Source organism: Marmoricola sp. OAE513 (assembly GCF_040546585.1).
In the GTDB taxonomy this organism is placed as follows: domain Bacteria; phylum Actinomycetota; class Actinomycetes; order Propionibacteriales; family Nocardioidaceae; genus Marmoricola.
The window spans coordinates 663,315-687,962 of the sequence record NZ_JBEPOC010000001.1 but is presented as its reverse complement, the minus strand read 5'-3'; the positions used below and the strand labels follow the sequence as shown (position 1 = coordinate 687,962).

General features: G+C 70.0%; 26 protein-coding genes. 13 read left to right on the top strand and 13 right to left on the bottom strand.

All coding sequences use genetic code 11. The features are described from left to right. The first annotated feature begins 11 nt into the window (after window positions 1–11). Window positions 12–1,514 carry a PAS domain S-box protein gene (locus tag ABIE44_RS03300; RefSeq protein ID WP_209722203.1) on the top strand — a complete coding sequence of 501 codons (1,503 nt, stop codon included), beginning with the start codon at window positions 12–14 and terminating at the stop codon, window positions 1,512–1,514. On the opposite strand, the gene nucS is transcribed toward ABIE44_RS03300, so the two are convergent. The 5 genes from nucS to ABIE44_RS03275 all read right to left on the bottom strand — a co-directional run bounded on the left by nucS (window position 1,515) and on the right by ABIE44_RS03275 (window position 4,412). Then, complete coding sequence (gene nucS / locus ABIE44_RS03295; RefSeq protein WP_209722206.1) at window positions 1,515–2,213, bottom strand: endonuclease NucS; 699 nt, start codon at window positions 2,211–2,213, stop codon at window positions 1,515–1,517. A gap of 23 nt (window positions 2,214–2,236) precedes the next feature. After that, window positions 2,237–2,770, bottom strand: coding sequence for an ester cyclase (locus tag ABIE44_RS03290; protein WP_209722209.1), 534 nt, complete (start codon window positions 2,768–2,770; stop codon window positions 2,237–2,239). A 23-nt stretch (window positions 2,771–2,793) separates the two neighbouring features. Next, window positions 2,794–3,726 (bottom strand): hypothetical protein, encoded by a 933-nt coding sequence (locus ABIE44_RS03285; protein WP_209722212.1) that lies wholly within the window; start codon window positions 3,724–3,726, stop codon window positions 2,794–2,796. Beyond that, window positions 3,726–4,160 (bottom strand): hypothetical protein, encoded by a 435-nt coding sequence (locus ABIE44_RS03280; protein ID WP_209722215.1) that lies wholly within the window; start codon window positions 4,158–4,160, stop codon window positions 3,726–3,728. Before ABIE44_RS03280 ends, ABIE44_RS03285 begins: the two co-directional genes overlap by 1 nt. A gap of 78 nt (window positions 4,161–4,238) precedes the next feature. Beyond that, window positions 4,239–4,412, bottom strand: a complete 174-nt coding sequence (locus ABIE44_RS03275) for a hypothetical protein (RefSeq protein ID WP_354437808.1) — start codon at window positions 4,410–4,412, stop codon at window positions 4,239–4,241. A 48-nt stretch (window positions 4,413–4,460) separates the two neighbouring features. Between ABIE44_RS03275 and ABIE44_RS03270 the strand changes: the two genes are divergently transcribed. Both ABIE44_RS03270 and ABIE44_RS03265 read left to right on the top strand, forming a co-directional pair. Continuing rightward, window positions 4,461–5,060, top strand: coding sequence for an oxygenase MpaB family protein (locus ABIE44_RS03270; protein WP_354437807.1), 600 nt, complete (start codon window positions 4,461–4,463; stop codon window positions 5,058–5,060). Window positions 5,061–5,133: 73 nt separating this feature from the next. Then, window positions 5,134–6,354, top strand: a complete 1,221-nt coding sequence (locus ABIE44_RS03265) for a 3-hydroxyacyl-CoA dehydrogenase family protein (protein WP_209722220.1) — start codon at window positions 5,134–5,136, stop codon at window positions 6,352–6,354. 82 nt (window positions 6,355–6,436) lie between these two features. On the opposite strand, the gene ABIE44_RS03260 is transcribed toward ABIE44_RS03265, so the two are convergent. From ABIE44_RS03260 to ABIE44_RS03245, 4 genes are all read right to left on the bottom strand, one after another. Next, complete coding sequence (locus ABIE44_RS03260) at window positions 6,437–7,096, bottom strand: response regulator transcription factor (RefSeq protein ID WP_354437806.1); 660 nt, start codon at window positions 7,094–7,096, stop codon at window positions 6,437–6,439. After that, window positions 7,089–9,116, bottom strand: coding sequence for a sensor histidine kinase (locus ABIE44_RS03255; protein ID WP_209722222.1), 2,028 nt, complete (start codon window positions 9,114–9,116; stop codon window positions 7,089–7,091). The genes ABIE44_RS03260 and ABIE44_RS03255 overlap by 8 nt, the downstream gene beginning before the upstream one ends. 32 nt (window positions 9,117–9,148) lie before the next feature. Then, on the bottom strand, window positions 9,149–9,847 hold the full coding sequence (locus ABIE44_RS03250) for a hypothetical protein (RefSeq protein WP_209722225.1): 699 nt from the start codon (window positions 9,845–9,847) through the stop codon (window positions 9,149–9,151). A gap of 95 nt (window positions 9,848–9,942) precedes the next feature. Further along, the gene (locus ABIE44_RS03245) at window positions 9,943–10,539 is read right to left on the bottom strand and encodes a DinB family protein (RefSeq protein WP_209722228.1); all 597 of its coding nucleotides are present in this window, start codon (window positions 10,537–10,539) and stop codon (window positions 9,943–9,945) included. Window positions 10,540–10,626: 87 nt separating this feature from the next. Between ABIE44_RS03245 and ABIE44_RS03240 the strand changes: the two genes are divergently transcribed. The 3 genes from ABIE44_RS03240 to ABIE44_RS03230 are packed head-to-tail and all read left to right on the top strand — an operon-like array spanning window position 10,627 to window position 13,182. After that, the gene (locus tag ABIE44_RS03240) at window positions 10,627–11,610 is read left to right on the top strand and encodes a helix-turn-helix transcriptional regulator (RefSeq protein ID WP_209722232.1); all 984 of its coding nucleotides are present in this window, start codon (window positions 10,627–10,629) and stop codon (window positions 11,608–11,610) included. After that, window positions 11,611–12,375 carry an endo alpha-1,4 polygalactosaminidase gene (locus ABIE44_RS03235; RefSeq protein ID WP_209722234.1) on the top strand — a complete coding sequence of 255 codons (765 nt, stop codon included), beginning with the start codon at window positions 11,611–11,613 and terminating at the stop codon, window positions 12,373–12,375. It begins immediately after the preceding gene. Between the two features lie 24 nt (window positions 12,376–12,399). Beyond that, complete coding sequence (locus ABIE44_RS03230) at window positions 12,400–13,182, top strand: alpha/beta fold hydrolase (protein ID WP_209722237.1); 783 nt, start codon at window positions 12,400–12,402, stop codon at window positions 13,180–13,182. Window positions 13,183–13,444: 262 nt separating this feature from the next. On the opposite strand, the gene ABIE44_RS03225 is transcribed toward ABIE44_RS03230, so the two are convergent. Next, a complete protein-coding gene (locus ABIE44_RS03225; RefSeq protein ID WP_209722240.1) occupies window positions 13,445–13,975 on the bottom strand; it encodes a CGNR zinc finger domain-containing protein in 531 nt (176 codons plus the stop codon). 39 nt (window positions 13,976–14,014) lie between these two features. Between ABIE44_RS03225 and ABIE44_RS03220 the strand changes: the two genes are divergently transcribed. Beyond that, window positions 14,015–14,989 (top strand): EamA family transporter, encoded by a 975-nt coding sequence (locus ABIE44_RS03220; RefSeq protein WP_354437805.1) that lies wholly within the window; start codon window positions 14,015–14,017, stop codon window positions 14,987–14,989. Window positions 14,990–15,017: 28 nt separating this feature from the next. On the opposite strand, the gene ABIE44_RS03215 is transcribed toward ABIE44_RS03220, so the two are convergent. From ABIE44_RS03215 to mce, 3 genes are all read right to left on the bottom strand, one after another. Beyond that, complete coding sequence (locus ABIE44_RS03215; RefSeq protein WP_209722243.1) at window positions 15,018–16,271, bottom strand: hypothetical protein; 1,254 nt, start codon at window positions 16,269–16,271, stop codon at window positions 15,018–15,020. Window positions 16,272–16,442: 171 nt separating this feature from the next. Further along, a complete protein-coding gene (gene ccrA / locus ABIE44_RS03210; RefSeq protein WP_209722247.1) occupies window positions 16,443–17,780 on the bottom strand; it encodes a crotonyl-CoA carboxylase/reductase in 1,338 nt (445 codons plus the stop codon). A 102-nt stretch (window positions 17,781–17,882) separates the two neighbouring features. Next, window positions 17,883–18,347 (bottom strand): methylmalonyl-CoA epimerase, encoded by a 465-nt coding sequence (gene mce / locus ABIE44_RS03205; protein ID WP_209722251.1) that lies wholly within the window; start codon window positions 18,345–18,347, stop codon window positions 17,883–17,885. Window positions 18,348–18,517: 170 nt separating this feature from the next. Here mce and ABIE44_RS03200 point away from each other — a divergent pair, with 170 nt between their 5' ends. The 6 genes from ABIE44_RS03200 (at window position 18,518) to ABIE44_RS03175 (ending at window position 24,578) form a co-directional block, all read left to right on the top strand. Beyond that, a complete protein-coding gene (locus ABIE44_RS03200) occupies window positions 18,518–19,702 on the top strand; it encodes an acetyl-CoA C-acetyltransferase (RefSeq protein ID WP_209722254.1) in 1,185 nt (394 codons plus the stop codon). A 30-nt stretch (window positions 19,703–19,732) separates the two neighbouring features. Continuing rightward, on the top strand, window positions 19,733–20,716 hold the full coding sequence (gene meaB / locus ABIE44_RS03195; protein ID WP_209722257.1) for a methylmalonyl Co-A mutase-associated GTPase MeaB: 984 nt from the start codon (window positions 19,733–19,735) through the stop codon (window positions 20,714–20,716). 9 nt (window positions 20,717–20,725) lie between these two features. Further along, the gene (locus ABIE44_RS03190) at window positions 20,726–21,553 is read left to right on the top strand and encodes an SDR family NAD(P)-dependent oxidoreductase (protein ID WP_209722260.1); all 828 of its coding nucleotides are present in this window, start codon (window positions 20,726–20,728) and stop codon (window positions 21,551–21,553) included. A gap of 33 nt (window positions 21,554–21,586) precedes the next feature. Continuing rightward, window positions 21,587–22,117, top strand: coding sequence for a VOC family protein (locus ABIE44_RS03185; protein ID WP_209722263.1), 531 nt, complete (start codon window positions 21,587–21,589; stop codon window positions 22,115–22,117). A gap of 4 nt (window positions 22,118–22,121) precedes the next feature. Next, entirely contained in the window at window positions 22,122–22,610 is a 489-nt protein-coding gene (locus tag ABIE44_RS03180; RefSeq protein ID WP_209722265.1) for a MarR family transcriptional regulator, read from the top strand. A gap of 135 nt (window positions 22,611–22,745) precedes the next feature. Further along, a complete protein-coding gene (locus ABIE44_RS03175; RefSeq protein WP_209722267.1) occupies window positions 22,746–24,578 on the top strand; it encodes a TolB family protein in 1,833 nt (610 codons plus the stop codon). Window positions 24,579–24,648 lie beyond the last annotated feature (70 nt).

Sequence of the window (24,648 nt, the reverse complement as noted above, 5' to 3'; positions counted from 1 at the left end):
GAGGGAGCCTGATGAGCACGGAAACGGGGGGTAGGAGCACGCCGTCCGACATGGGCGGCCTGCTGGAGGCTGCCCCGGACGCGATGGTCGTCATCGACCACACGGGCACGATCGTGCTCGTGAACGCCCAGACCGAGCGCGTCTTCGGCTACGAGCGCGGTGAGCTCCTCGGCCGGCCGGTGGAGATCCTGGTCCCGGTGGACCTGCACGAGGTGCACCGCCGGCACCGCACCGACTACGTCGGAGAGCCGCACGTTCGGTCGATGGGCTCGGGTCTGGACCTGCGTGCCCGCCGCAAGAACGGCTCCGAGTTCCCCGTCGAGATCTCGCTGGCGCCGCTGCAGGCCGGCGACGAGCTGCTGATCTCCGCCGCCGTTCGCGACGTGACGAGCAAGCGTCGTGAGGAGCGTCTCTTCCGCGGGCTGCTCGAGGCTGCGCCGGACGCGATGGTCATCGTCGACCAGACCGGAACGATCGTGCTGGTCAACGCCCAGGTCGAGTCCCGGTTCGGGTACGAGCGCGAGGAGCTGATCGGGCAGTCCGTCGAGATCCTGGTCCCCGAGCGTTTCGCGGGCATGCACGCCGGGTTCCGCCAGGGGTACGTCGCCGGGCCGCGGACGCGTCCGATGGGTCTGGCCGGCGACCTGTACGCGCGGCGCAAGGACGGATCGGAGTTCCCGGTGGAGATCTCGCTCGCTCCGCTCGAGACCGAGGAGGGTCTTCTGGTCTCGGCCGCCGTCCGCGACATCAGCGAGCGCCGCCAGATGCAGGCCGAGTCTGACCGGATCAAGGACGAGTTCTTCGCGACCGTGTCGCACGAGCTGCGCACCCCGCTGACCTCGATGCTCGGGTACTCCGAGCTGATGGCCGACCTCGAACAGCTCAGTCCCCAGGGCAAGCGGTTCCTCCAGGTCATCACCCGCAGCGCCGAACGCGAGCTCCGTCTCGTGGACGACCTGCTCACCCTCGTCGCCATCGAGGAGAGCGGCCTGACGATCCGGACGGCGACGATCGACCTCGAGCCGGTCGTCCGGGACGCCGTCGAGGCCGCCCGCCCTCGCGCCGAGGACGTCGACATCGACCTCAGCCTGGAGATCCCCGGTTTCCCGCTGCAGGTGGAGGGCGACAGGGACCGGATCGGGCAGGCGATCGACAACCTGCTTTCCAACGCGCTGAAGTTCACGCCGTCCGGCGGCTCGGTGCGGGTGCGCCTGCGGGTCCACGGACAGAACGCCGAGATCGAGGTCGCCGACTCGGGCACGGGTATCGGCGACGCAGAGCCCAGCAGGATCTTCGAGCGGCTCTACCGCGCGGGTTCGGCGATCGCCCAGCAGGTCCCCGGCGCAGGCCTCGGACTGACCATCGCACTCGCCATCGTCGAGGCGCACCGCGGCACGATCAGCGTCGTGAAGACCGACAAGCAGGGCACCACGTTCCAGATCAGCATCCCGCTCGCGGTGCCGGTCGAGGCGCCGGTGATCCCGCTGCGGAGGGCCGCGGTCGAGGCTGGCTGATCAGAACAGCCGCTCGGTGGGGTCGTCCAGCCCGCGCAACGCGTCGTAGTCCACGACGGCACAGGTGATGCCGCGATCCTCGGCGAGCACGCGCGCCTGGGGCTTGATCTCCTGGGCGGCGAAGATGCCGCGGACCGCGCCCTTGCCGGTCAGCAGCGGGTCGCGGTTGAGGAGCTCGAGGTAGCGGGTGAGCTGCTCCACACCGTCGATGTCCCCGCGGCGCTTGATCTCCACGGCGACCGAGAGTCCGCCGGCGTCGCGGCACATCAGGTCCACCGGGCCGATCGCGGTCGGGAACTCGCGGCGTACGAGGGTGAGGCCCTCGGACAGCGTCGCGGGGTGGTCGGCGAGGAGCTCCTGGAGGTGCTTCTCCACGCCGTCCTTCTGCAGGCCGGGGTCCACGCCGAGCTCGTGGGAGGTGTCGTGCAGGATCTCCTCGACCAGGATCCGCAGGGTGTCCGGGGTCGCGCCCTTGGCGGCCTTCGCGGTGACGACCCACTCGACCTGGCCGTCCTCGGTGGTGCCCTCGCGGACCGTGCAGGGCGGGCTCATCCAGTTCAGCGGCTTGTAGGAGCCACCGTCGGAGTGCACCAGCACGGAGCCGTCCGACTTGAGCATGAGGACCCGGGTGGCCATCGGGAGGTGCGCGGACAGCCGTCCGGCGTAGTCGACCTGGCAGCGCGCAACGACGAGTCTCACGCAGGAGAACCTAACTGATCCCGTCAGCGGCGCCGGACCCGACGCACGAGATCCTTCGCCACGGCAGTCCCGATCGTGACCGGGTGGTTGGCCAGCGTGGCGAGCCGGCCCTTGAGGGTCAGCGGGTCGTGGGCGATCCCGAGCTGGCGCAGGATCGTGGCGGAGTCGAAGTAGGGGCGCTCGCAGACGATCCCGGTGTCGTCGTCGAACTGGAACACCGCGATGCACTGCACCTCGAACGACCTGCCGGTCGCGGGCAGTCCCCGGAACGGACCGAGGTGGGTGCCGAGCAGCTTGAACTCGACGACGATCGAGTCCTCGGCGTGGTGCAGGGCGATCAGCTCGTTGCGCTGGTCGGGGAACGCGGTGCGGGACTCGGCGAAGTACTCCAGCACCCGCTCGGTCCCGTCGAAGACGTCCCCGGTCGGCACGATCTCGTAGCGAGGGTGCGAGAACGTTCCCATGGTGGTGTCGTAGTCGTGGACGTTCTCCGACTCCATGTGCTCGATGATCACGGCTTCGCGACGGGCGCGCAGATCTGCGTCGACGGGACTCATGAGCCGATTGAACCCGACAGATCTCAGCCTGTGTAGAAGATGACCTTCTTCTGCGCCCGCTCGATCGCACCGGTCATCCCGGAGAACTCGACCTTGAACTGGATCTCCCAGTCGAGCGAGGCGTGCACCGCCTCGCTCGTGGGGTCCACGTCTGCCGGGATCGGCAGCAGGAACGGGAACTCGACCCGCTGGCCCTGGACCAGCATCACGTCCCGGGCGATGGAAATCATCGGTCGCGGGGTGAACGACTCGTTCGGCTGCAGCGGGGGCTGCTTGTCCAGCGGGTGCGAGGTCTGCACCTTGCGGAACCACGCGGCGACCAGGGCGGTCCGGGTGATCGGCTCGCGCGCCGTCAGTCCGATGGTGCCGTGGATCGTCTCGCCGGCCCGGTACGCCGACCGGTCGGTGGTGACGTCGAACAGCACGCTGTTGGTGAAGGACCGCTCGCCCTGGACGAGCTCCATGTCCTCGGGGGCGGGCACCGGGTCGGGAGCGGCGGACAGCACCTGCAGCGGCACCTCCACCTCGACGTCGCGGCCGGAGCGCTCCACCCGCAGGCGCGCCTGCCAGCGGACCACGAACTCCGAGGAGCCCGGCGACCACGACGGCAGTCGCAGGGGGACGGCGTGGGTGCCGCTGCCCAGCACGCCGCCCGCCACGGTGAGCGGCACGTCGAGGACGTGCACCCACTCCTCGCTGTCCTTGGAGTTGCCCGGGTTGGTGTCGGTGACGCCCAGGACGAAGGCGGTCTCGCTCGCACCGGTCATCGCGGACTCGGCCCGACCGGCCCAGACGTAGCGGAAGCCGTTGAGGTAGCCCAGCTCCACCGTGGCCGCGGTGACGCCGTCCAGCGCCTCGGGGATCGTGACGGTCGCGGTGACCGTGTCGGTGGCCCGGTACGGCCCGGCCGGACTGAGGTCGAGGCCGGCCCGGGCCTTGCGGCTGAAGAGTCCCATCAGGACTTCTTCGCCCTCCGGTTCGCCCGGTACGCCGCGTTCGCGGCCTTGCGGGCCTCCTTCTTGGCCTTCTGCTCGGCCTGGAAGGCGGCGTACTCCTCGGGGTTGTTCTTCTTGTGCATCGCGCGCACCGGCCAGAACAGCACGTAGAGGATGCCCTCGAAGATCTTGCCGATCACCCAGAGCGGTCCGTAGAGCACGACGACGAAGAGCCAGGCCGGGTAGGTGAAGAGCAGCCCGAGCTGCAGGAACTGCTTGAGGCCGACGGGGTAACCCTCGGCCATCGAGAACCAGAAGCGCGGGTGCGCCAGCGCCAGGATCTTCCCGGTCCAGGTCGGGTCCGCCTCGACCGCGAGCTGGGCGGCGCTGACGTCGCGGGGACGCTCGTCCGCCGTGCGTCCGCGTTCGGGGCGGGGAGGTTCCGAGACGGTCATTCGTGCTCCTGGGAGGGGAGGGACCCGGCTTCTTCAGGTCCACGAAGCCCTCATTGTGCTCACAGCGGACCAGTAACCTCACGCCATGGCCGTCGGTGATCTGGACCACCTCGACACCTCGCTGCTCGCGCAGGGGGCGTCGATCTTCACCGCGCTGTCCGGGACGGCGAACGTGGTCATGCAGCTCAGCCGGCCGGAGATCGGGTACGGCGTGAAGGACAGCGCGGTGACCGAGGGCAGCCTGTTCGGCAACCCGCGTCGCCGGCAGCGCACAACCGTGGGTCTGCTCGCTGTCGCGCGGTGCTGGGGACGCCCGAGGAGCGGGCGGCGTACCGGAACGCGGTCAACGGCTCCCACGCCCGGGTACCGGGGGCTTTCGACCCCGAGCTGCAGCGTTGGGTCGGCGCCTGCATCTACCGGGGTTTCGAGGAGGCGCGCGAGTACACCTACGGGCCGCTGACGGGCGCCGAGCGCGAGGAGTTCTACCGCCAGGGCGCGATCTTCGGCGGCATGTTGCAGATGCCGCTCGCGCTGTGGCCGGTCGACCGGGACGCCTTCGAGGTCTACTGGCGCGAGGGCCTGGCCGCGGCCGAGATCGATGCGAACGTGGGGGAGTACCTGCACCGGGTGATCCGGCTGGAGTACCTGGGGCGCCGGATCCCGGCGCCGGTGCTGCGGCTGCGCACCTGGCTGGTCACCGGCTACCTGCCCGCCGAGCTGCGGCCGAAGCTCGGGCTGATCTGGACGCCGGCCCAGCAGCGCAGGTTCGTGCGGTTCAACAAGGTCGTCGGAGCCGTCGTACGACGGCTGCCGGCGTCGCGTCGCGCCTGGCCGTTCACCCGTTCGATCGCCCACATCCGGGCCCGCGTCGCTGCGGGGGAGCACGTCTTCGGCAGCTGATGTGACCGGTCTGGCATATCGAAGGGTGGGAGAACCCTTACTCGCGAGTAGGTTGCGTGGCAAGATCGCCGCCATGACTGACACCTCAGCCACCCAGATCCACGACACGCTGGTGCTCCCGTACCTCAACCACGCGGTCCGCATGTTCGAGCAGTCCTACGCCTCGCGTGGTGACATCGACAACGCGATGCGCTTCGGTTGCGGCTACCCGCGCGGCCCGCTGACCACGCTCGACGAGATCGGTCTCGACGTCGTCCGCGACGGCCTCGCGGCCCGGTACGCCGAGACCGGCGACAACCTGCACAAGCCCGCCGACCTGCTGGAGAAGCTCGTCGCCGAGGGTCGGACCGGTAAGGCCGCGGGCCGTGGCTTCTACACCTACGAGGGCGACGCGGTCGTCGCGGACGACGAGACCCCGTCGGCCGACGACCAGCCGCAGCTCAAGCACGAGATCGCCAAGGTCGGCGTCGTCGGCACCGGCACGATGGCTTCGGGCATCGTCCAGGTCTTCGCCCAGGCCGGCTACGACGTCGTGTTCGTCGGTCGCGGCGAGGACAAGATCGCGGGCGTCACCGCCGGCATCACCAAGGGCCTCGACAAGCTGATCGAGCGCGGCAAGTCCGACGAGGAGACCAAGGCCGCCGTTCTGGGTCGCCTGACCGGTGCGACCTCGCGCGAGGCGCTGGCCGACGTCGACATCGTCGTCGAGGCGATCGCCGAGGACCTCGACCTCAAGCTCGAGCTGTTCCGCGACTTCGACCGGATCATCAAGCAGGGCGCGATCCTGGCGACGACCACCTCGTCGCTCCCGATCACCCAGCTGGCCGACGCCACCTCTCGTCCGGAGTCGGTCATCGGCATGCACTTCTTCAACCCGGCCACCGTGATGAAGCTCGTCGAGGTCGTCACCGGCCCGTCGACCTCGGCCGAGGTCAACGAGACCACGCTGGCGCTGTGCGCCAAGGTCGGCAAGGTGGCGGTGTCGTGCGCCGACCGCTCCGGCTTCATCGTGAACTGCCTGCTGTTCCCGTACCTCAACGACGCGGTGCTGCTCTCGGAGACCGGTGTCGAGCTCGACGTCATCAACGACGCGATCAAGGCCGAGGCGGGGTTCCCGATGGGTCCGTTCCAGCTGCTCGACGTCGTCGGCAACGACGTGTCGCTGGCGATCCAGAAGGAGCTGTACGCCGAGTTCAAGGAGCCCGGCTTCGCGCCGGCCGCCACCCTGGAGAAGGTCGTCGCCGACGGTCACCTCGGTCGCAAGACCAAGCGTGGGTTCCACGACTACAGCTGAACCAGACCTCCCCGGCCCCTCCCGGCGCGGGGATGCGCTCACCACGGAGCCGTCGACTTTCGGGTCGGCGGCTCCGTCGCGTCTAGTCGATTCCCAGCCCGCCCTCGCGGGCTGCGACGATCGCCGCTGAGCGGTCGGACGCTCCGATCTTGTTGAGCACGTTGGCGACGTGGTTGCGAACCGTCTTCGGGCTGAGCACCAGCCGCCGCGAGATCGTGGTGTTGTCGAAGCCGCGGGCGACCAGGTCGAGCACCTCGCGCTCGCGGTCGGTGAGCTCGGGGAACGGCACCCGGACGGCGGTCCGCCCGGACGTGACGGTCGCCATCGCGCGGGCGGCCACCTTGGGGCCGAGGATCATCTCGCCGTTGGCGACCGCACGCACCGCGCGCTCGACCTCGTCGGGAGAGGCTCCCTTGAGCAGGTAGCCGCTGGCGCCGGCGCGGATGGAGGCGACCACCGACTCGTCGTCCTCCTGCATCGTGATCACGAGGACCGCGACGTCGGGGTGGGTCCGGGCGACCGCGCGGGTCGCCTCGATGCCGGAGTCCTCGCCGAGGTGCAGGTCCATGAGGACGACGTCGGGCTGCTGCGCTGCGATCAGCTCGTGGGCCGCCGCCGCGTCCTCGGCGTCGCCGACGACCTCGACCCCGTCGAGCGAGGCGAGCAGTGCGCCCATCCCGAGCCGGAACACCGGGTGGTCGTCGACCACGACGACTCGGATCGGGGTGCTTGCCTCAGACACGGTCGACCTCCAGGGGCAGCTCGGCGCGGACCACCGTACCGCCGCCGGGGCGGGCCTCGGTCGTGACCGAGCCGCCGAGCTCCTCGGCACGTTCGCTCATCGAACGGGTGCCGACCCCGGCCACGGCGTCTGCTGCCACGCCGCTGCCGTCGTCCTGAACGGTCACCACCAGCCGGTCGGCCTCGACGCGCGCATCGACGCCGGCGTTCTCGGCGCCGCTGTGGCGGGCGGTGTTGATCAGCGCCTCGCTCGCGATGGCGTACGCCGCCGCAGCGATCGGCGTGGGCAGGCCCGCCGGCAGGTCGGCGCGGGCCTGCACGGTCAGACCGGTGTCGGCGTGGCGGGCAGCCAGCTCCTGAAGAGCCGGCGCGAGCCCGAGCTCGTCGATGACGGGGGGCAGCAGGCTGTGCGACAGGGTTCGGACCTCGTCGACCCGCTGGTCGAGGTCGGCCTGCAGCTGTTCGAGGATCTTCGCGGCAGCGGCATCGTCCCGCCCGAGCAGGTTGCGCGCCCCTTGGAGTCCCAACCGGAGCCCGGCCAGGGAGGGGCCGAGGCCGTCGTGGATCTCCCGGCGGATGACCCGCCGCTCCTCCAGGCGTGCTCGGGTCAGACGGGCCCGGGCGTCCTCGACCTCGGCGGCCTGCTGTCGCACCGCGAGCGCCGCCGCGGCCACCGAGCCGAAGTCGCTGACCAGCTGGGCACCGCGCTCGCCGAGGGACTCCCCGGCAGGTGCGGTCACCTCGACGGTGCCGACCTGTTCGCCCTGGTGCCGCAGCGGGAGGGAGGTCGGCTCGGAGGTCGGTCGGCCCCAGCGCACGTCGACGCCGGGCGCGCGGACGGCCACCGACTCCAGCCGCATCGACCGGCCGAGGTCACGGGCCAGGCCGGCGAAGAGCTCGTCGGTGTCGGCGACCACGCCGAGGCGGCTGCCGAGGGTGCGGACCAGGTGGGCGGGGTCGGTGGCGGCGTCGCCGTACACGAGCTTGTTGACGCGGACGGAGAACCAGAGGCGTGCGGGCTGGACCGCGACGGCGACCGTGCCGGCGGCGACCAGGTGGGCGAAACCCTCGCCCGGGATGATCTTCTCGACGAGCAGGGAGACCAGCAGGTAGAGGATCACCAGAACCAGGGTCAGCAGCCCGGCCAACGTGGTGCGACTGATGGCCAGGTCGAGCCCCCACATTCGGCCGCGCAGGACCGCGACCAGGATCGCAGCGGGGAAGAGGGCCTGGGCGGCCAGGTGCAGGGCCGGCGTCCCGTTGATGACGTGCTCGAAATTCAGGGTGAGCCCGAGCACGTCGACCGTGACGATCTTCTTCACCGCGTCGTACTCGGCGCCCACCGCAAGGACCAGGGGGACGAAGGACAACGCCATGACCAGGGTTCCGAGTGTCAGCCACCCGAGCCCCCGACGTTCCTCCACAGGCCCGGCCACCCAACGTGCCGCGACGACGAGAGCGGTGACGATGCCGTAGACCACGGTCAGCTGAAACATCAGGTGGTCGTCACGCCCGTCCAGGAAGATCCGCTCCCACGTCATGTACAGCGCGATCGCCGAGCCGCCGAGCACGCCGATCCACTCGAGACCGAGACGGTGGTCGCGGATCAGCCAGGGAATGACCAGGAAGAGCGCCAAGGTACCGGGCACCCATGCGGTGTTGCTCAGCTTGAGCACGCCGGCGAGCTCGGGGAGACCGCCGTACTTCAGCTCCAGCACCTTCCACGCGTAGCCCAGCGAGGCCAGTCCGCCGCCGACCGCCGTGACCGCAAGGATCAGCGGAACCGGGTGGACCCGCCGCGAGAGGGTCACCGCTCCTGCGGTTCCGTAGACGACGGCGACCATCGCGTCGACCGCGAAGAACCAGAAATCGGTATCGACCGGTGGCCGGGAGACCGTGACGAAACCGACGGCGAGCAGGGCGATGCCCCAGGCGGCAACCGCGATCGCGGTCGCCACCCGGGGCAGTCCGGGGGAGGGAGGTGTCGAGGCCATCGTGGCCGCAGCGTAGTTCTGGATCACGGTCCTCGCCCCCGGATTCGTCACTGCCGAGTTCAGGACAGCTCGTCGCGGTCGCCGAAGGCGAAGCCGAGCGAGATGACCAGCACCAGCAGCGGGCCGGTGAACCCGGCCATGTACTGCAGCGGGGACATGCCGACCAGCAGGGTCAGGCCACCCAGGACCGCGCTGACCCAGCCGATCCAGCGCGGCGCCGCGGCCTGCTTCAAGGCAGCGACGGCCACGGCCACGCCGGTCAACCCGGCGCCGACCCACAGCCACGGGACGGTGCCGACCCAGTGGCCGAACATTGCCGCGGTCTCGGGGACCAGCTGCGGCTGGTCGCTCGAGGCGTTGACGCCGAAGATGAACTCGGTGTCCAGGGCGGAGCCCATCAGGCCGGCCACCGAGGCCAGCAGCAGGCCGAAGGCCGCGACGTCGGGAAGGATGCTGCCGGCCTGGACCTGGCCGGCCAGGCGACGGCGCAGGCCGGCGGCGAAGACGAGCAGCGTCACGGTGGCGATCATCGTGAGCGTGTGGAACACGAGCAGGTTGGGGGTGGAGTCCTTGAGGGACTCGACGATCTTCTCGGCGTTGCCGGCGGTCTTCTCGTCGTACACGGCCGAGACGCCGAGCGACGCGACGATCGCAGCGACGCCGGCCGCACCGGCGAGGATCCCGGCATGGGCCCAGCGGCGGCTCGGGATGGAGGTGCGGGCGTCAGCCCGGGTGGGGGTGGTGGTCGCCGTGGACATGGCGGGTTTCCTTTCGATCAGGTGGTTGACCTGACCGAGGTTGGTGCGCCCGGCGTCCCGACCGGTAGGGCTGCGCGTCCCGACTACCCGGGCACTTATCCGGCCAGGGGCTCTGCGGGCTTCCACGGCTTGAGCCACTCGGTCTCCGGCCAGCCCTCGCGGCCGGCCACGAGCTCGTACATCGTGGCGCCGTCGACCGCTTCTCGGATGATGTCGGCGTGCCCCGCGTGGCGGGCGAGCTCCTCGATGAGGTGGAACCAGACCCAGCGCACCGACCAGGCGCCGATGTCCTGGGGGAACCACGGCGCGTCCGGCACCGGTACGGCGGCGTCGAGGTCGAGGCTGCCGACTGCGGCGAGGACTCGGGCGCAGGTCTCGTCGAACGCGGCCAGCAGCGGAGCCAGCCCGGCCTCGGCGTCGTACCGGAAGCCGTCGCCGTAGCCTGCCTCCGCGTCCGGGGCGTACGGCGCAGGGCGCCCGGGCGCGGCGGCCGCCATCGCGAGCCAGTGCTCCTGGGTCTCGGTCACGTGCTTGACCAGTCCGCCGAGCGTGAGGGTGCTGACGGTGTTCGCCAGACCCGCCTGCGCGTCGGTCAGGCCGAACAGGACCGTGCGGAAGGCGTCCTGCTGCTGGGCCAGGAAGCCGACCAGGGCCTCGGTCTCGTTCTTCACGGGTGCGACGTTCGCTGCCATCGGATGTCCTTCGTTCGGGGGTGGATAGAACGATCGTCTCGGAGCAATAGGACAGATCCTGTCCGCTAGTTGAGGCACGATGGAGCCATGGCCGACCTCGACCCCACAGCCCGCGCGCTCCAGCTGCTGAACCTGCTGCAGTCCCGTCCCGTGTGGACCGGGCCTGAGCTCGCTGATCGGCTCGGGGTGACCACGCGGAGCGTCCGACGTGACGTCGACCGGCTGCGTGCACTGGGCTATCCGGTGAACGCCGCGCAGGGCTCCGGAGGCGGCTACCAGCTGGGCGCCGGACGCGCGCTGCCGCCGTTGCTGCTGGATGACGAGGAGGCCGTGGCCGTTGCGGTCTCGCTCCGGCTCGCGGCCGGCGGCACGGTCGCCGGAGCCAGCGACGCCGCGCTGCGCGCTCTCACCAAGCTCGACCAGGTGCTGCCTGCGCGGCTGCGTTCGGAGATCACCGCGATCCTGGCCTCCACCGACATGCTGGCCGGGCGCGGTGCTGGCGCTGCGGAGCAGATCGACGGCGAGGCGCTGCTCCAGCTCGCCAAGTGCTGTCGCGACCGCCGCCGGGCGACGTTCGGGTACGTGGCTCGGGAGGGCGCCGCGACCGAACGCCGGGTGGAACCGGTGCGGTTGGTCGCGACCGGGCGGCGCTGGTACCTGATGGCCTGGGACCTCGACCGCGAGGACTGGCGCACCTTCCGCCTCGACCGGATGGACGGGGTCGCCGGCACGACGTGGCAGTTCCCCTTCCGCGAGCACCCCGACCCGGTGACCTACGTCGGTGAGTCGATCTCCTCCCCGCACCGTCACGAGGCGGTGATCGTCGTGCGAGCGCCGTTGGACGCGCTGCGCGAGCGGCTCGGCACGCGCGAGGTGACGCTGACGGCGCTGGACGCCGGCACGACCCGTCTCGAGCTGGTGGGGGACAACCTGCACTGGATGGCGTTCCACCTCAGCTGGCTCGGGTTCGACCTCGAGGTCAGCGAGCCGGCCGAGCTCGTCGAGACGCTGGCGACCCTGGGATCCCGGATGACCCGGGCGGCAGGTGCGGGCACGCCGTACGCTGGCTGAATGATGACAAAGCGGGCGCTCCTCCTCGTCCTCCTGGTGCTGGCGCTCGCCGTCCCGCCTGCGGCCGCCGCCGTGAAGCCGCTGCCGACGGGCACCGATGTCGACTACCAGCTCGGCGGGTCGCGGTCGGTCCCGGGCAGTGTCGGCATCGTCGCGCGCGACCGCACCGAGAAGCCGCTCGCCGGTGCGTACAACGTCTGCTACGTCAACGGCTTCCAGACGCAGCCGAACGAGAAGAAGCTGTGGAAGAAGCACCCGAAGCTGATCCTGCGGAAGAAGGGGAAGCCGGTCGTCGACGAGGCCTGGGGTGAGAAGCTCCTGGACACCCGCACCAAGGCCAAGCGCAAGAAGATCGCGAAGATCGTCGGTCGGTGGATCGCCGGGTGCGCCAGGTCCGGGTTCGACGCGGTCGAGTTCGACAACCTCGACTCGTTCTCACGCAGTCGTGGACTGATCACCGCCAAGGAGAACAAGGCGATGGCACGGCTGCTCGTCGCGCGGGCTCACCGGGCCGGGCTGGCTGCCGGCCAGAAGAACTGGGCGGACTGGAACGGACGCAAGGTGGGCTTCGACTTCGCTGTCTCCGAGGAGTGCGGCCGGTACGAGGAGTGCGGCTCCTACGTGCGCCACTACGGCAACCGGGTGCTGGTGATCGAGTACCGGCGCGTCGACTTCGACGCCACCTGCAAGGCGTGGGGAGCCCGGCTGCCGGTCGTCCTGCGAGACCGTGACCTGACTGCGACGGGACTGCGCGAGTTCTGCTGAGCGATGGGCTGAGAGACTGGGCGCGTGACCTCCGCCCTGCACACCACCCCGTACGGCGAGCACGGCAGCCGCGTCGTCTTCCTGCACGGTCTCTTCGGGCAGGGTCGCAACTGGACCGGCCTGGCGAAGGCTCTCGCCGCCGACCACCGGGTCCTGCTGGTCGACCTGCCTGACCACGGGCGTTCGGCGTGGACCGAGGGCTTCGACATGGTCGAGGTGGCCGACACCGTGGCGGCCGAGCTCCGCCGCGACCCCGAGCCGGTCGCGCTGGTCGGGCACTCGCTCGGCGGCAAGGTCGCGATGCTCGTCGCGCTGCGGCACCCCGACCTCGTCGAGCGGCTCTGCGTGGTCGACATCTCCCCGGTGGCCTACCAGAAGCTCAGCGAGTTCTCGGGCTACATCGACGCGCTCTGCGGGCTGGACCTGGCGTCCTTCACGCAGCGCTCCGACGCCGACGCCGCGCTCGCGCCGTCAGTGCCGAACACGACCGTGCGCTCGTTCCTGCTGCAGAACCTGCGACGCGACGGGGACTCCTGGCGCTGGCAGCCGAACCTCGAGGGGCTCAAGCGATCACTGCCCGGTATCGGCTCGTGGCCGGAGGACCGCCTGGCCGGTACGCCGCCGTACCCGGGGCCGGTCGTCTGGATTGGCGGCGCGAACTCGGCGTACGTCACCGACGACTACGCGCCCGCGATGGACCGCTGGTTCCCGCACAACCGCCGGGTCATCGTGAAGAATGCCGGCCACTGGGTGCACTCCGAGCAACCCGAGGTCTTCGCCGAGATCATCCGGCGCTTCCTCGCCTAGCCGGACCGCCGAGCGGGCACACATGTCCCGCGAGCACACGCCGAGCGGGCGCACATGTCACGCCAGAGCACGCCGAGCGGGCACACATGTCACGCGAGCGCACGCCGAGCGGGCATACATGTCACGCCGGAGCACGCCGAGCGGGCACACATGTCACGGCGGTCATGCTTGGTCTGGGACATGTCAGCCCGGTGGGCGTCCTGGGGTGGGACATGTGAGCCCGGTGGGCGTCCTGGGGTGGGACATGTGAGCCCGGTCGGCGTCAGGCGCGGCGGGCTCGGTACGCCGCGACGGCGTTCCGGTTGCCGCAGGTGGTCGAGCAGAACTTGCGCGACCGGTTGCGGGAGAGGTCCAGGACGACGCCGCCGCAGTCGTCGTCGGCGCAGACCGCGAGGCGTGACATCTCGTCGGCGCGGATCACGTCGACCATCGCCATCGCGGTCTCGACGTTGATCCGGGTCTGGAGCGCCGTGCTGTCGTCGACGGCGTGGATGTGCCAGTCCAGGTCGCCGTGCCGCACCAGCTGCGGGACCGCCCCTGCGGTCGCGAGCATCTCGTTCACCAGGGTGACGGCGTCGTCGCGGTCACTGGTCAGCAGCCGGCGCAGAGGGGAGCGGATCGCCCGGACCTCGTCGAGCTCGGCCTGGTCGCGGCGCAGGGAGCCGGTGTAGCCGTGGCGCGCGTAGAACGTCTCGAGCTCGTCGACGGACGTGAGGGTGTCGGGCTCGAGCTCGGAGTTCGCCAGCTCCACGGCGGCCAGCAGGGACGCCTCGGTGTCATGAGCGAAAATCACTTTGACACATTACCACCAGGTTCTCTAACGTCATCGGTCATGGAGCAGATGACTCATGACAGGCGGTCGATCGGTGGTCTGGGCTTCGCGGTCCTCTCGGCTGCGTCGTTCGGCACCTCGGGCGCACTCGCGGCCGGCCTCATGGACGCCGGCTGGAGCGCCGCGGCTGCGGTCGCCGTCCGGGTCTCGCTGGCCGCCCTCGTGCTGCTCGTCCCGGCGCTGTCCGTGCTCGACGGTCGCTGGTTGCTCCTGCGCGAGGAGTGGCGCACGGTCGTCGCCTACGGGCTCGTCGCGGTCGCGGGCTGCCAGCTCGCGTACTTCAACGCTGTCCGGCACATGGAGGTCGGGCCGGCCCTGCTCATCGAGTACACCGCGCCGGTGGCTGTCCTGCTCTGGGCGTGGGTTCGCCACGGGCAGCGGCCAGGTTGGTTGACCGTGGCCGGCTCGGTGCTCGCTGCTGCCGGCCTGGTCCTCGTCCTCGACCTGGTCGGGGGAGCGGACGTCAGCCCGACCGGAGTGCTCTGGTCGCTCGGAGCGATGGTCGGCGCCGCGGTCTACTTCATCCTCTCCGCCGGGGAGAGCGAGCTGCCCCCGCTGGTCCTCGCGGCCGGAGGCCTGGTCGTCGGCGCGGTGGCGCTGGCCGTCGCCGGGCTGCTCGGCGTGCTCGACTTCTCCGCGACCTCGCGCGACGTCGACTACGCCGGCGCCGTGGTCCCGTTCTGGTTGCCGCTGGTGGTCCTCGGCATCGTGTCGGCGGCTGTCGCCTACGTCGCCGGGATCGCTGCCTCGCGCCGGCTCGGGTCGCGGCTGGCGTCGTTCGTCGCCCTGCTCGAGGTCGTCTTCGCGCTCGTCTTCGCGTGGCTGTTGCTGCGCGAGCTGCCCGGGGCCGTCCAGTTCGCCGGCGCGGCGCTGGTCCTCGCGGGTGTCGTCGTCGTGAAGCTGGGGGAGCGGAGCGTTCCTGTGCTGGTCGAGGGTGACGTGGCAGCGGGAACAGAAACGCCCCAGCTCGTCTGAGCCGGGGCGGTCTGCCTATCGTTCGAGGTCAGTCCTCGGTGTGCTCGTCCCGATCCTGGGCCCGGTCCTGGGCAGGTGCGTCGTCCTCGTCGTTGCCGAAGCCGGACACGACGTCCTTGAGGGCGCCGAGCTGGGCCACGATCGCGTCGCGGCGCTTGGAGACCCGGTCGACCTCCGCCTTGATCGCGGCCAGCGCCCGCTCGGACTCGGCGTGGCCGGTCACCAGCAGGCTCTCCGCCTGCTTCTTGGCGGCGTGGAGGAGCTGCTCGGACTCGCGGCGTGCCTTGGCCATCAGCGCCTCGGCGTCAGCACTGGTCTGGTCGCGGTGGACGTTCGCGGCGTTGATCGCTTCGCGCGATCGGTCCTCGGCGGCGTTCGCCCGGGCCTCGGCCTCGGCGACCATGCGAGCCGTCTCGGCCTTGGCGCTCTCGTGGAACTCCGCGGACTCGCGCGCGAGGCGCTCGCGCTCGACGGCGAGCACCCGGCGTGCCTCGGTGACCTCGCGGTCCGCAGCGGCGCGAGCCTGCTCCGTCTCGCGCTCGGTGGCGGTGCGCAGCGCGCTGGTCTCGGCCTGGGCCGTGAGCCTGAGCTGGTCGGCCTCGCGCTGGGCGGCGGCGAGGTGGTCGTCGGCGTCGGCCTTGAGGCGACGGCGCTCGGCCTCGATCTCGGACATCGTCCGCACCCGCTGGTCGTCGAGCTCACCGAGCTGGACCACGCGGATGTCGTCGGCGTCGCTCTCCGCCTTCGCCAGGATGGCAGCGGCGTCACGCTCGGCCTGGGCCAGGATCGCAGCCGCCTGGTTGTTCGCGGTGGTGAGCACGTCATCGGCCTGCTCCTCGGCCAGGCGTAGCATCTCGCTGGCCCGACCGCCGAGGCCGGCGTACGACGGCGTCTCGTTCTCGGTGAGCCGCTCCTTGAGCTGGGCGTTCTCGGCGTGCAGGGCGCGGAGCTTGTCCTGGGACTCGTTGAGGCTGGCGATCAGCCCCGCCTTCTCGGCCGAGGTGGTGCGCAGGTGCCGGTCGACGGCGTCCTTGTCGTAACCACCCTTGCGGACCAGCGGGAGCGCTGCGGCGGCGGCGTTGCTGGTGGCGGCCTTCGGCGGGACCAGCGGAGCGTTGGCGGAGCGCGGGATGCCCGTCTGCGGCACCGGGACGGGAGCAGCCGCGTGCTGCGGGGCGGCTGCGGGAGCCGGCGGGTCTGCGACCGGGGCCTCGACCCGAGGGATCACGGTCGTGGCCTCGTTGTCCGCAACGCCCTCGGCGTCGCCCTCGAAGATCGTCAAGCTCTCGTCCTCACTCATGTGTTCCCTCACAGTTGGCGGTCCTGCTGTTCCCCGCGACCCATCCTCGCCGATGACTCAACCGAAGACCAAGCGGCTCATCATCCGGATACGCGAACGGGGCCGATCCGCCCTCTGCGGAGGGAGAATCGGCCCCGGTCGGCTGTTCGTGGTTCAGATACCCCGGAACAGGTTGATCTTGTCGAGGTGCTGCGCGCGGAGCTCCTCGTTCTTGACGCCCATGCCCTCCTCGGGCGCGAGGCAGAGCACGCCGACCTTCCCCTGGTGCTTGTTGTGGTGCACGTCGAGGGCGGCCTGGCCGGTGTCCTCGAGCTTGTAGGTGCGCGACAGGGTCGGGTGGATCTTGGCCTGCGCGATGAGGCGGTTGGCCTCCCACGACTCGCGGTAGTTGGCGAAGTGGCTGGAGATGATCTTCTTCAGGTTCATCCACAGGTAGCGGTTGTCGTACTCGTGCATGTAGCCCGTGGTCGAGGCGCAGGTGGTGATGGTGCCGCCCTTGCGGGTGACGTAGACCGACGCACCGAAGGTCTCGCGGCCCGGGTGCTCGAAGACGATGTCGATGTCCTCGCCGCCGGTGAGCTCGCGGATGGCCTTGCCGAAGCGCTGCCACTCCTTCGGGTTCTGCTTGGTGCCGTCCTCGTTCCAGAACTTCGGCGCGAGCTCGGAGCGGTTGATCACCATCTCCGCACCCATGTTGCGCACGATCTGGGCCTTCTCCTCGTTCGAGACCACGCAGATCGGGTTGGCGCCACCGTTGAGGGCGTACTGGGTGGCGAAGCCGCCGAGGCCGCCGGAGGCACCCCAGATCAGCACGTTGTCGCCCTGCTTCATGTTGCCGCCGTTGGCGGAGACCAGCTGCCGGTACGCCGTGCAGTTCACCAGGCCGGGCGAAGCAGCCTCTTCCCAGGTGAGGTGCTCGGGCTTGGGCATGAGCTGGTTCGCCTTGACCATGGCGACGTCGGCGAGACCACCGAAGTTGGTCTCGAAGCCCCAGATGCGCTGGGAGGTGTCGAGCATGGTGTCGTTGTGGCCGTCGGGGGCCTCGAGCTCGACCGAGAGGCAGTGCGCGACGACGCGGTCGCCGGCCTTCCAGCGGGTCACGCCCGCGCCGACGGCGAGCACGACGCCGGACAGGTCCGAGCCGACGATGTGGTACGGCAGGTCGTGACGCTTGGCCAGCTCGGACTCGCGGCCGTAGCGCTCCAGGAACCCGAAGGTGGAGACCGGCTCGAAGATCGAGGTCCAGACGGTGTTGTAGTTGATGGCCGACGCCATCACGGCGACGATCGCCTCGCCCGGGCCGAGCTCGGGCAGCGGCACCTCGTCGAGGTGGAGCGACTTGCGGGGATCCTTGTCCCAGGACTCCTGGCCCTCGAACATGGCGACCTCGTCCTTGTGGACGGTCACGGCCCGGTAGGACTCCGGCAGGGCGAGGTTCGCGAAGTCCTCGGCCGAGGCCTCGGCGTTGATCGCGTCGAGAATGTGCTGCACGTCAGGTGCTCCTGATCTTCTGGGGTGCGTGGGTTGCGCGGCGTATGTTACCGGCGAGTTGGGTCGTGCGGTCCGGTGTGTGCCGGACGTCTCAGAACGGGCTCAGTGACCGTTCGCGGCCGGCTCGACGAGCTCGACCAGGACGCCGCCGGCGTCCTTGGGGTGGATGAAGTTGATCCGGGAGTTCGCGGTTCCCCGCTTCGGGACGTCGTACAGCAGGCGCAGACCGCGCTCGCGCAGGATCGCGGAAACCTTCTCGACGTCGGTGACGCGGTAGGCGAGCTGCTGCAGGCCCGGGCCGGAACGGTCCAGGAACTTCGCGATGGTCGACTCGTCGTTGAGCGGGGCCAGGAGCTGGATCCGCTGCGTCGTGCTGTCCCCGCCGACGGAGTTGATCTGGACCATCGCCTCCTCGACCTTCTGCTCCTCGTTGACCTCGCGGTGGGCGACGGTCATGCCGAACTTGGTCGTGTAGAGCTCGATCGCCGCGTCCAGGTCGGGAACGGCCACGCCGACGTGGTCGATGCAGACGAACAGCTCTTCAGGGAGGTCCAGGGGAGTGGTCATGCCGCCATCTTCGACCAACCCGCAACGGGTCACAACCGAACCGCACCGGGTGTGACGACCCCGACACTGCCGGGTGCGGTGAGACACCTCCCGCGAACCGGTACCGATGGGTAGTGTCGGGCGGTACGCATCTTGACCCCAGACGCAGTTCCGTCCCAGGAGGACCACTCATGTCCGTAAACGTCATCGTCGCCGGCGCCCGTACGCCGATCGGTCGCCTGCAGGGCGGGCTCGCCTCGCTCTCCGCCGCTGAGCTCGGCGCGATCGCCATCAAGGGTGCGCTGGAGAAGTCCGGCGTCGCCGGCGAGCAGGTCGACTACGTGATCATGGGTCAGGTCATCCTGGCCGGTGCGGGTCAGAACCCGGCGCGACTGGCGAGCGTCGGTGCCGGTATCCCGATGAGCGTTCCCACCATCACCATCAACAAGGTCTGCCTCTCGGGCCTCAACTCCATCGCCCAGGCGTCCGCGCTGATCACTGCCGGTGAGGCGGAGATCGTCGTGGCCGGCGGCATGGAGTCGATGACCCAGGCCCCGCACCTGCTGCCCAACTCGCGCGCGGGCTTCAAGTTCGGTGACACCACGCTGGTCGACTCGATGGCCTACGACGCCCTCTTCGACCAGTTCACCAAGCAGGCGATGATCAACCTCACCGACTCCTGCAACGCGGCGAAGGACAAGTTCACCCGCGAGGAGCAGGACGCTTTCGCCGCCCAGTCGCACCAGCGTGCCGCTGCCGCGCAGAAGAACGGCATCTTCGACGACGAGATCGTTCCCGTCACCATCTCCTCGCGTCGCGGCGACGTCGTGATCAGCGAGGACGAGGGTGTCCGCGGCGACACGACCGCCGAGACGCTCGCCGGTCTGCGTCCGGTGAGCAAGGAAGGCACGATCACCGCCGGTTCGGCCTCGCAGATCTCCGACGGTGCGGCCGCTGTCGTCGTGATGAGCAAGGCCAAGGCCGAGGAGCTCGGGCTGGAGTGGCTCGCCGAGATCGGCGCCCACGGCCAGACCGCCGGCCCGGACTCGAGCCTGCAGCTGCAGCCGGCCGCCTCGACGGCCAAGGCGTTGGCCAAGGAAGGCATCACGGCTGCCGACCTCGACCTCGTCGAGTTCAACGAGGCCTTCGCCGCGGTCGGGATCGCCTCGGCCCGCGAGCTCGGTCTGTCCGAGGACATCGTCAACGTCAACGGTGGCGCGATCGCGCTCGGTCACCCGGTCGGCATGTCCGGTACCCGCGTGGTCCTGCACCTCGCGCTCGAGCTCAAGCGTCGCGGCGGCGGCGTCGGTGCTGCCGCGCTCTGTGGTGGCGGTGGTCAGGGCGACGCCCTGATCGTGCGCGTTCCGAAGAACTGACGCTCCGGTCGTCGAGCTGAGTCGAGACGCGTGAGCCGTAGAAGTACGAACGACGTCCCCGGACTGGTCGAGAAGGCCAGGGCCGGGGACGCTCGTTCTGTGGCCCGGTTGATCTCCCTGGTCGAGGACGCCTCGCCCGCCCTGCGCGAGGTGATGGCTGCACTGGCTCCGTACGCAGGCGCAGCGCGATCCGACGGCGGCGGCCACATCATCGGCATCACCGGTTCCCCGGGTGTCGGCAAGTCCACCTCGACCAGCGCCCTGGTCGGTGCCCTGCGCAAGGCCGGCAAGCGCGTCGGCGTCCTGGCGGTCGACCCGTCCTCGCCGTTCTCCGGTGGAGCCCTCCTGGGTGACCGGATCCGGATGCAGGACCACGCGCTCGACCCGGAGGTCTACATCCGCTCGATGGCCTCGCGCGGCCACCTCGGCGGCCTGTCCTGGGCAGCGCCCCAGGCGTTGCGCGTCCTGGACGCCGCAGGGTGCGACGTGATCCTCGTGGAGACCGTCGGCGTCGGCCAGAGCGAGGTCGAGATCGCCTCGATGGCCGACACCACCCTGGTCCTGCTCGCGCCGGGGATGGGTGACGGCATCCAAGCGGCGAAGGCCGGCATCCTGGAGATCGGCGACCTGTACGTGATCAACAAGGCCGACCGCGACGGCGCGAACACGGTCGCCCGCGAGCTCCGCGGGATGCTCGGCCTGGCCCAGCGGCCCGAAGGTGCGTGGGTCCCGGAGATCCTCAAGACCGTCGCGATGACCGGCGAGGGTGTCGACGACGTGGTCGTCGCGATCGACAAGCACCTCGAGCACCTCACCACCTCCGGCGAGCTCGCCGCGCGACGCACCCGTCGGGCGCGCGAGGAGATCGAGGCGATCGCCGTGACCCGGCTCCGCGAGCGCTGGGGCGACGTGCACGCGCACACCGAGCTGGACGCGCTGGCCGAGAAGGTGGTCGCAGGTACGTCGGACCCCTACGCTGCGGCAGATGAGCTGCTCGCGTTCTACACCGACTGACGCCCTCCGATGAAGGTCGTCGTCACCGGCGCCGGCCCTGACTCGATCGGACTCGCTACCGCCGTCGCCCTGCGCGACCTCGGCCACGACGTCCTGGTCTCGACCCGCTCGACCCCGGTCGACGGGTTCGCCTGGCACCCGTTGGACCTGTCGGACCGCAGCTCGGTCGGCGCGTTCGCGGACTGGGTGCGGGGCACCGACGGGGGCCTGGACGTACTCGTCAACAACGCCGGCATCCACCTCGACCTGCGGGCGAAGTGGACCGAGCCACAGCTGGTCGACGGTTACGAGATCCACTGGCGCACCAACTACCTCGGCACCATGCAGCTCACCGACCTGCTGCTCCCGGCGCTGCTCGAGCAGGCGTCGGTGACCGGTGACGCGCGCATCGTGCACGTCGTCTCGCAGCTGCACGCGCGCGGCACCAACGCCTACCTGTTCGACGGCGTGACGCCGTACAGCTCGTGGAAGGCGTACGGCACCACCAAGCTGGCGCTGGTCCACGACGCGGCCCGCCTGAACCGCACGTACGCCGACCGAGGCCTGCGCGCCGTCTCGGCGCACCCGGGCAAGGTGCTCACCAAGATCGCCGACGGCGGCCTGGCGAACAGCCCGGTCCTGGCGAAGCTGCGCTCGTACGCGCGCCCGATCGAGAAGCTGATCCTGCTCACCCCCGAGCAGGGTGCGCAGACCAACGTGCACGTCGTGACCACCGACGACCTGGTCGGAGGTGGCTACTACGAGAAGTCCGCGCCCACGCTGCCCTCCTCCGACGCACAGGACGCCTCGGTGGAGGAGCAGCTGTGGGAGCAGACCGAGGCCTGGCTGCGCTCCTGAGGACACCGGTGCCCGTCGTGGTTGGATGACGCCATGACCTCTGTTGGCAGCGCTGCGGGAAGCATCGCGTCGGGACCGGTCACCCAGATCGCCTGGGTCACTGCGGACATCGACGCCACCGAGAAGTACTTGTCCACCGGCTTTGGTGCCGGGAGCTGGACCCGGATGAACGACATCCACTTCGCGCCCGACGCGGTCACCCTGCGCGGCGAGCCCGCCGATTTCACCATCCACGTCTCGATCGTCTACGTCGGCGACATGCAGCTCGAGGTCATCCAGCCGGTCACGGGCACGTCGATCTACTCCGAGTTCCTGGAGAAGAACGGTCCCGGCCTGCACCACGTCTGCTTCGACGTCGAGGACATGGACGCGGCTCTGGCCGGCGTCGCCGAGCTCGGCCTGAGCGTGCACCAGCAGGGCAGCATGATGGGCGGTGCGATGGACTTCGCGTACGTCGACGGCACCTCGGCAGGCGCGCCGTACATCGAGCTCGCCCGGATCGGTGACGACATGAAGGCGATCTTCGCGAGCATCAAGGAGAACAGCAGCAAGGTGGCCGGCTAAGTCCATGGGCCTCGACTTCGACCCGATCGACGAAGCCGCCCGGCAGTGGGGGCTTCGCTGGGACGGCGTACCGCAGATGCACGCGGTCACCTCGCTGATGCGCGTGCACCAGCTCGTGCTCTCCCGCCTGGACGCGATCCTCAAGCCGCACGACCTGACCTTCGCCCGGTACGAGGCGCTGGTGCTGCTCTCCTTCACCCGTCGGGGCTCGCTGCCGCTGGGCAAGATGGGGGAGCGCCTCCAGGTGCACCCGACGTCGGTCACCCCGATCGTCGACCGCCTCGAGTCCGCCGGCCTGGTACGGCGGGTCCCGCACCCCGAGGACCGGCGCGCGATCCTGGCCGAGATCACCGACGCCGGTCGCGCGCTCGTCGAGGTCGCCACGGCTGACCTGCTCGCTGCCGGCTTCGGTCTCGCGGCGCTGGACGACACGAGCTTGACCGGGATGTCGGAGCTGCTGCGGCCGGTGCGGGAAGCAGCAGGCGACTTCTAGGACGTCTTGGTTGGACCGGCGGTCTGGACGCGCGGTCCATAGCGAGTCGCGCGAGCGCCGCCGTAGCCTCGGCCGGGAGGTCGGCTGTGGGGTCGACCCCCGTTCTCTGGTGGTGCGATGCGTCGAGCAATTCTCGTGGGTGCTCTGTCTCTCCTGCTGGCGGTCTCCGGACTGCTCGCTCCGGCCCAGGCTGCGGCCAGCAAGGTCGAGGTGACACGCATCTCGGGCGTCCCGACCTCTGGCGTGAACCTGGTGCTGACGGTCAAGGTCAGCAACGGGAAGAAGGGTCAGAAGATCTGGCTCGAGCGCAAGGTCGGGTCGCGCTGGAAGGTGGTCTCGAAGAAGAAGCTCGGTGCCTCCCGGCAGGTCAACGTCGCCTCGGCCCTCAAGCTGGGCAGGACCAAGTTCCGGGTGCACGTGTTCGCCAAGGGCTCGAACAAGGCGAAGGTCCGCAAGGTCACGGTCACGCCGCTGCCGCGAGTCAGCCCGGCGCCGTACGTCGACGAGTCGTTCACGATCAGCGGCAAGCTGCCGACGACCGGCAAACGGTCGGTCCAGCTGCAGCGCAGGAACGGCAGCGCCTGGACCACGGTGGCGACGAAGAACTCGACGGGCTCGGGGTCGGTGGCGTTCGCGCGCGCCGGCTTCGTCGGCACGGCGGTCTACCGGCTGCACGCGCCGAAGAAGAAGTCGAAGAAGAAGTTCACCAGTCCGGGCGTGGTCGTGAAGCCGGGCGACCGGACGCGGCTGGTCAGTGCCACGCCCGCGGGGGTGGCCGGGAACGAGCCGAGCGCGAACTCCGCAATGTCGGGCAACGGACGCTACGTGGCGTTCGTGTCCAGTGCGAGCAACCTCGGTCCTGCGGACGCGCACGTCGGGGACGACATCTACCTGCGCGACCTGGTCACCCGGAAGACGGTCCTGGTGAGCCGTGGGCACGCGGGGGCGACGGCGAACGGAGGGAGCGCCGACCCGACGATCTCCGCCGACGGCCGCTTCGTCGCGTTTTCCTCGTTCGCGAGCAACCTCGTCCCGAATGACTTCAACGCGGGGTTCCGCGACATCTTCCGCTGGGACCGGGTGACAGGCGCGATGAGGCTGGTCAGCCACGACAGCAGCGGGACGGGGTCCAACAACGACAGCATTCGCCCATCGATGTCCGCCGACGGAAGGCGGATCGCCTACAGCAGTGCCGCGACCGATCTGACCTCGGAGACCGACGACAACTCCGCTGCTGACATCTTTCTGTGGACCGAGGCGACCGACTCGGCGAGCCGGCTCTCGAAGCCGTCGAACAACGCCACCAACGCCGGAGGCGGCAGCAACCCGCGGATCTCCGCCGATGGGAAGTGGGTCGCGTTCACATCGTCCTCCGACGTCATCGACGGGGCTTCCGGCCAGACGAACAGTGCGTTCCTGCGCAACGTGCAGGCCGCGACGACGCAGCGGGTCAGCACGACGACCTGCACGGGCGGTCAGTCGTTCCCGGTCGGCGTCACCAACGGCGGCACCCTGGTGGCCTTCTACTCGACTTGCGCGGACATCGTCGGTGCGGGCGACGCCAACGGGACCTGGGACATGTTCGTCCGGAAGACGAGCAACGGCGCGTTCGCGCTCGTCAGCCATCAGTGGAACGACAAGACGGAGGCGGGTGACAGCAGTGCCTTCGGGCCGGCGGACCTCGCTCCCGACGGCAGCCACATGGTCTTCGCGTCCCGCTCGGAGAACCTGACCCAGATCGACGGCAATGGCGACCAGGACATCTTCCTCTGGACGGCGGCCACGAACAGCAACGTGCTGGTCAGCCGCCGCAGGGACACCTTCGAAGGGTTGTCGTCGAACGGCGACAACCAGGACGCCACGTTCTCCGACAACGCGCGTCTGGTCGCGTGGACATCCGAGGCGACGAACGTCGCCGCTGGCGACACCAGCAGCGCCGAGGACGTCGTCTACCGCGACCTGCGCTGACGAATCGCCGACCCGGTGAAGGACTGGGCCCTACGCTGCCGACAGCCGGCTTCCCGAAACTAGTCGGGTG

What these genes read in the sequence shown, in the direction of transcription:
- ABIE44_RS03300 (WP_209722203.1), top strand. Translation starts at nt 12, where the DNA reads ATGAGCACGGAAACGGGGGGTAGGAGCACGCCGTCCGACATGGGCGGC.
- ABIE44_RS03290 (WP_209722209.1), bottom strand. Translation starts at nt 2,770, where the DNA reads ATGAGTCCCGTCGACGCAGATCTGCGCGCCCGTCGCGAAGCCGTGATC.
- ABIE44_RS03285 (WP_209722212.1), bottom strand. Translation starts at nt 3,726, where the DNA reads ATGGGACTCTTCAGCCGCAAGGCCCGGGCCGGCCTCGACCTCAGTCCG.
- ABIE44_RS03280 (WP_209722215.1), bottom strand. Translation starts at nt 4,160, where the DNA reads ATGACCGTCTCGGAACCTCCCCGCCCCGAACGCGGACGCACGGCGGAC.
- ABIE44_RS03265 (WP_209722220.1), top strand. Translation starts at nt 5,134, where the DNA reads ATGACTGACACCTCAGCCACCCAGATCCACGACACGCTGGTGCTCCCG.
- ABIE44_RS03250 (WP_209722225.1), bottom strand. Translation starts at nt 9,847, where the DNA reads ATGTCCACGGCGACCACCACCCCCACCCGGGCTGACGCCCGCACCTCC.
- ABIE44_RS03245 (WP_209722228.1), bottom strand. Translation starts at nt 10,539, where the DNA reads ATGGCAGCGAACGTCGCACCCGTGAAGAACGAGACCGAGGCCCTGGTC.
- ABIE44_RS03240 (WP_209722232.1), top strand. Translation starts at nt 10,627, where the DNA reads ATGGCCGACCTCGACCCCACAGCCCGCGCGCTCCAGCTGCTGAACCTG.
- ABIE44_RS03235 (WP_209722234.1), top strand. Translation starts at nt 11,611, where the DNA reads ATGATGACAAAGCGGGCGCTCCTCCTCGTCCTCCTGGTGCTGGCGCTC.
- ABIE44_RS03220 (WP_354437805.1), top strand. Translation starts at nt 14,015, where the DNA reads ATGGAGCAGATGACTCATGACAGGCGGTCGATCGGTGGTCTGGGCTTC.
- mce (WP_209722251.1), bottom strand. Translation starts at nt 18,347, where the DNA reads ATGACCACTCCCCTGGACCTCCCTGAAGAGCTGTTCGTCTGCATCGAC.
- ABIE44_RS03200 (WP_209722254.1), top strand. Translation starts at nt 18,518, where the DNA reads ATGTCCGTAAACGTCATCGTCGCCGGCGCCCGTACGCCGATCGGTCGC.
- ABIE44_RS03190 (WP_209722260.1), top strand. Translation starts at nt 20,726, where the DNA reads ATGAAGGTCGTCGTCACCGGCGCCGGCCCTGACTCGATCGGACTCGCT.
- ABIE44_RS03185 (WP_209722263.1), top strand. Translation starts at nt 21,587, where the DNA reads ATGACCTCTGTTGGCAGCGCTGCGGGAAGCATCGCGTCGGGACCGGTC.
- ABIE44_RS03180 (WP_209722265.1), top strand. Translation starts at nt 22,122, where the DNA reads ATGGGCCTCGACTTCGACCCGATCGACGAAGCCGCCCGGCAGTGGGGG.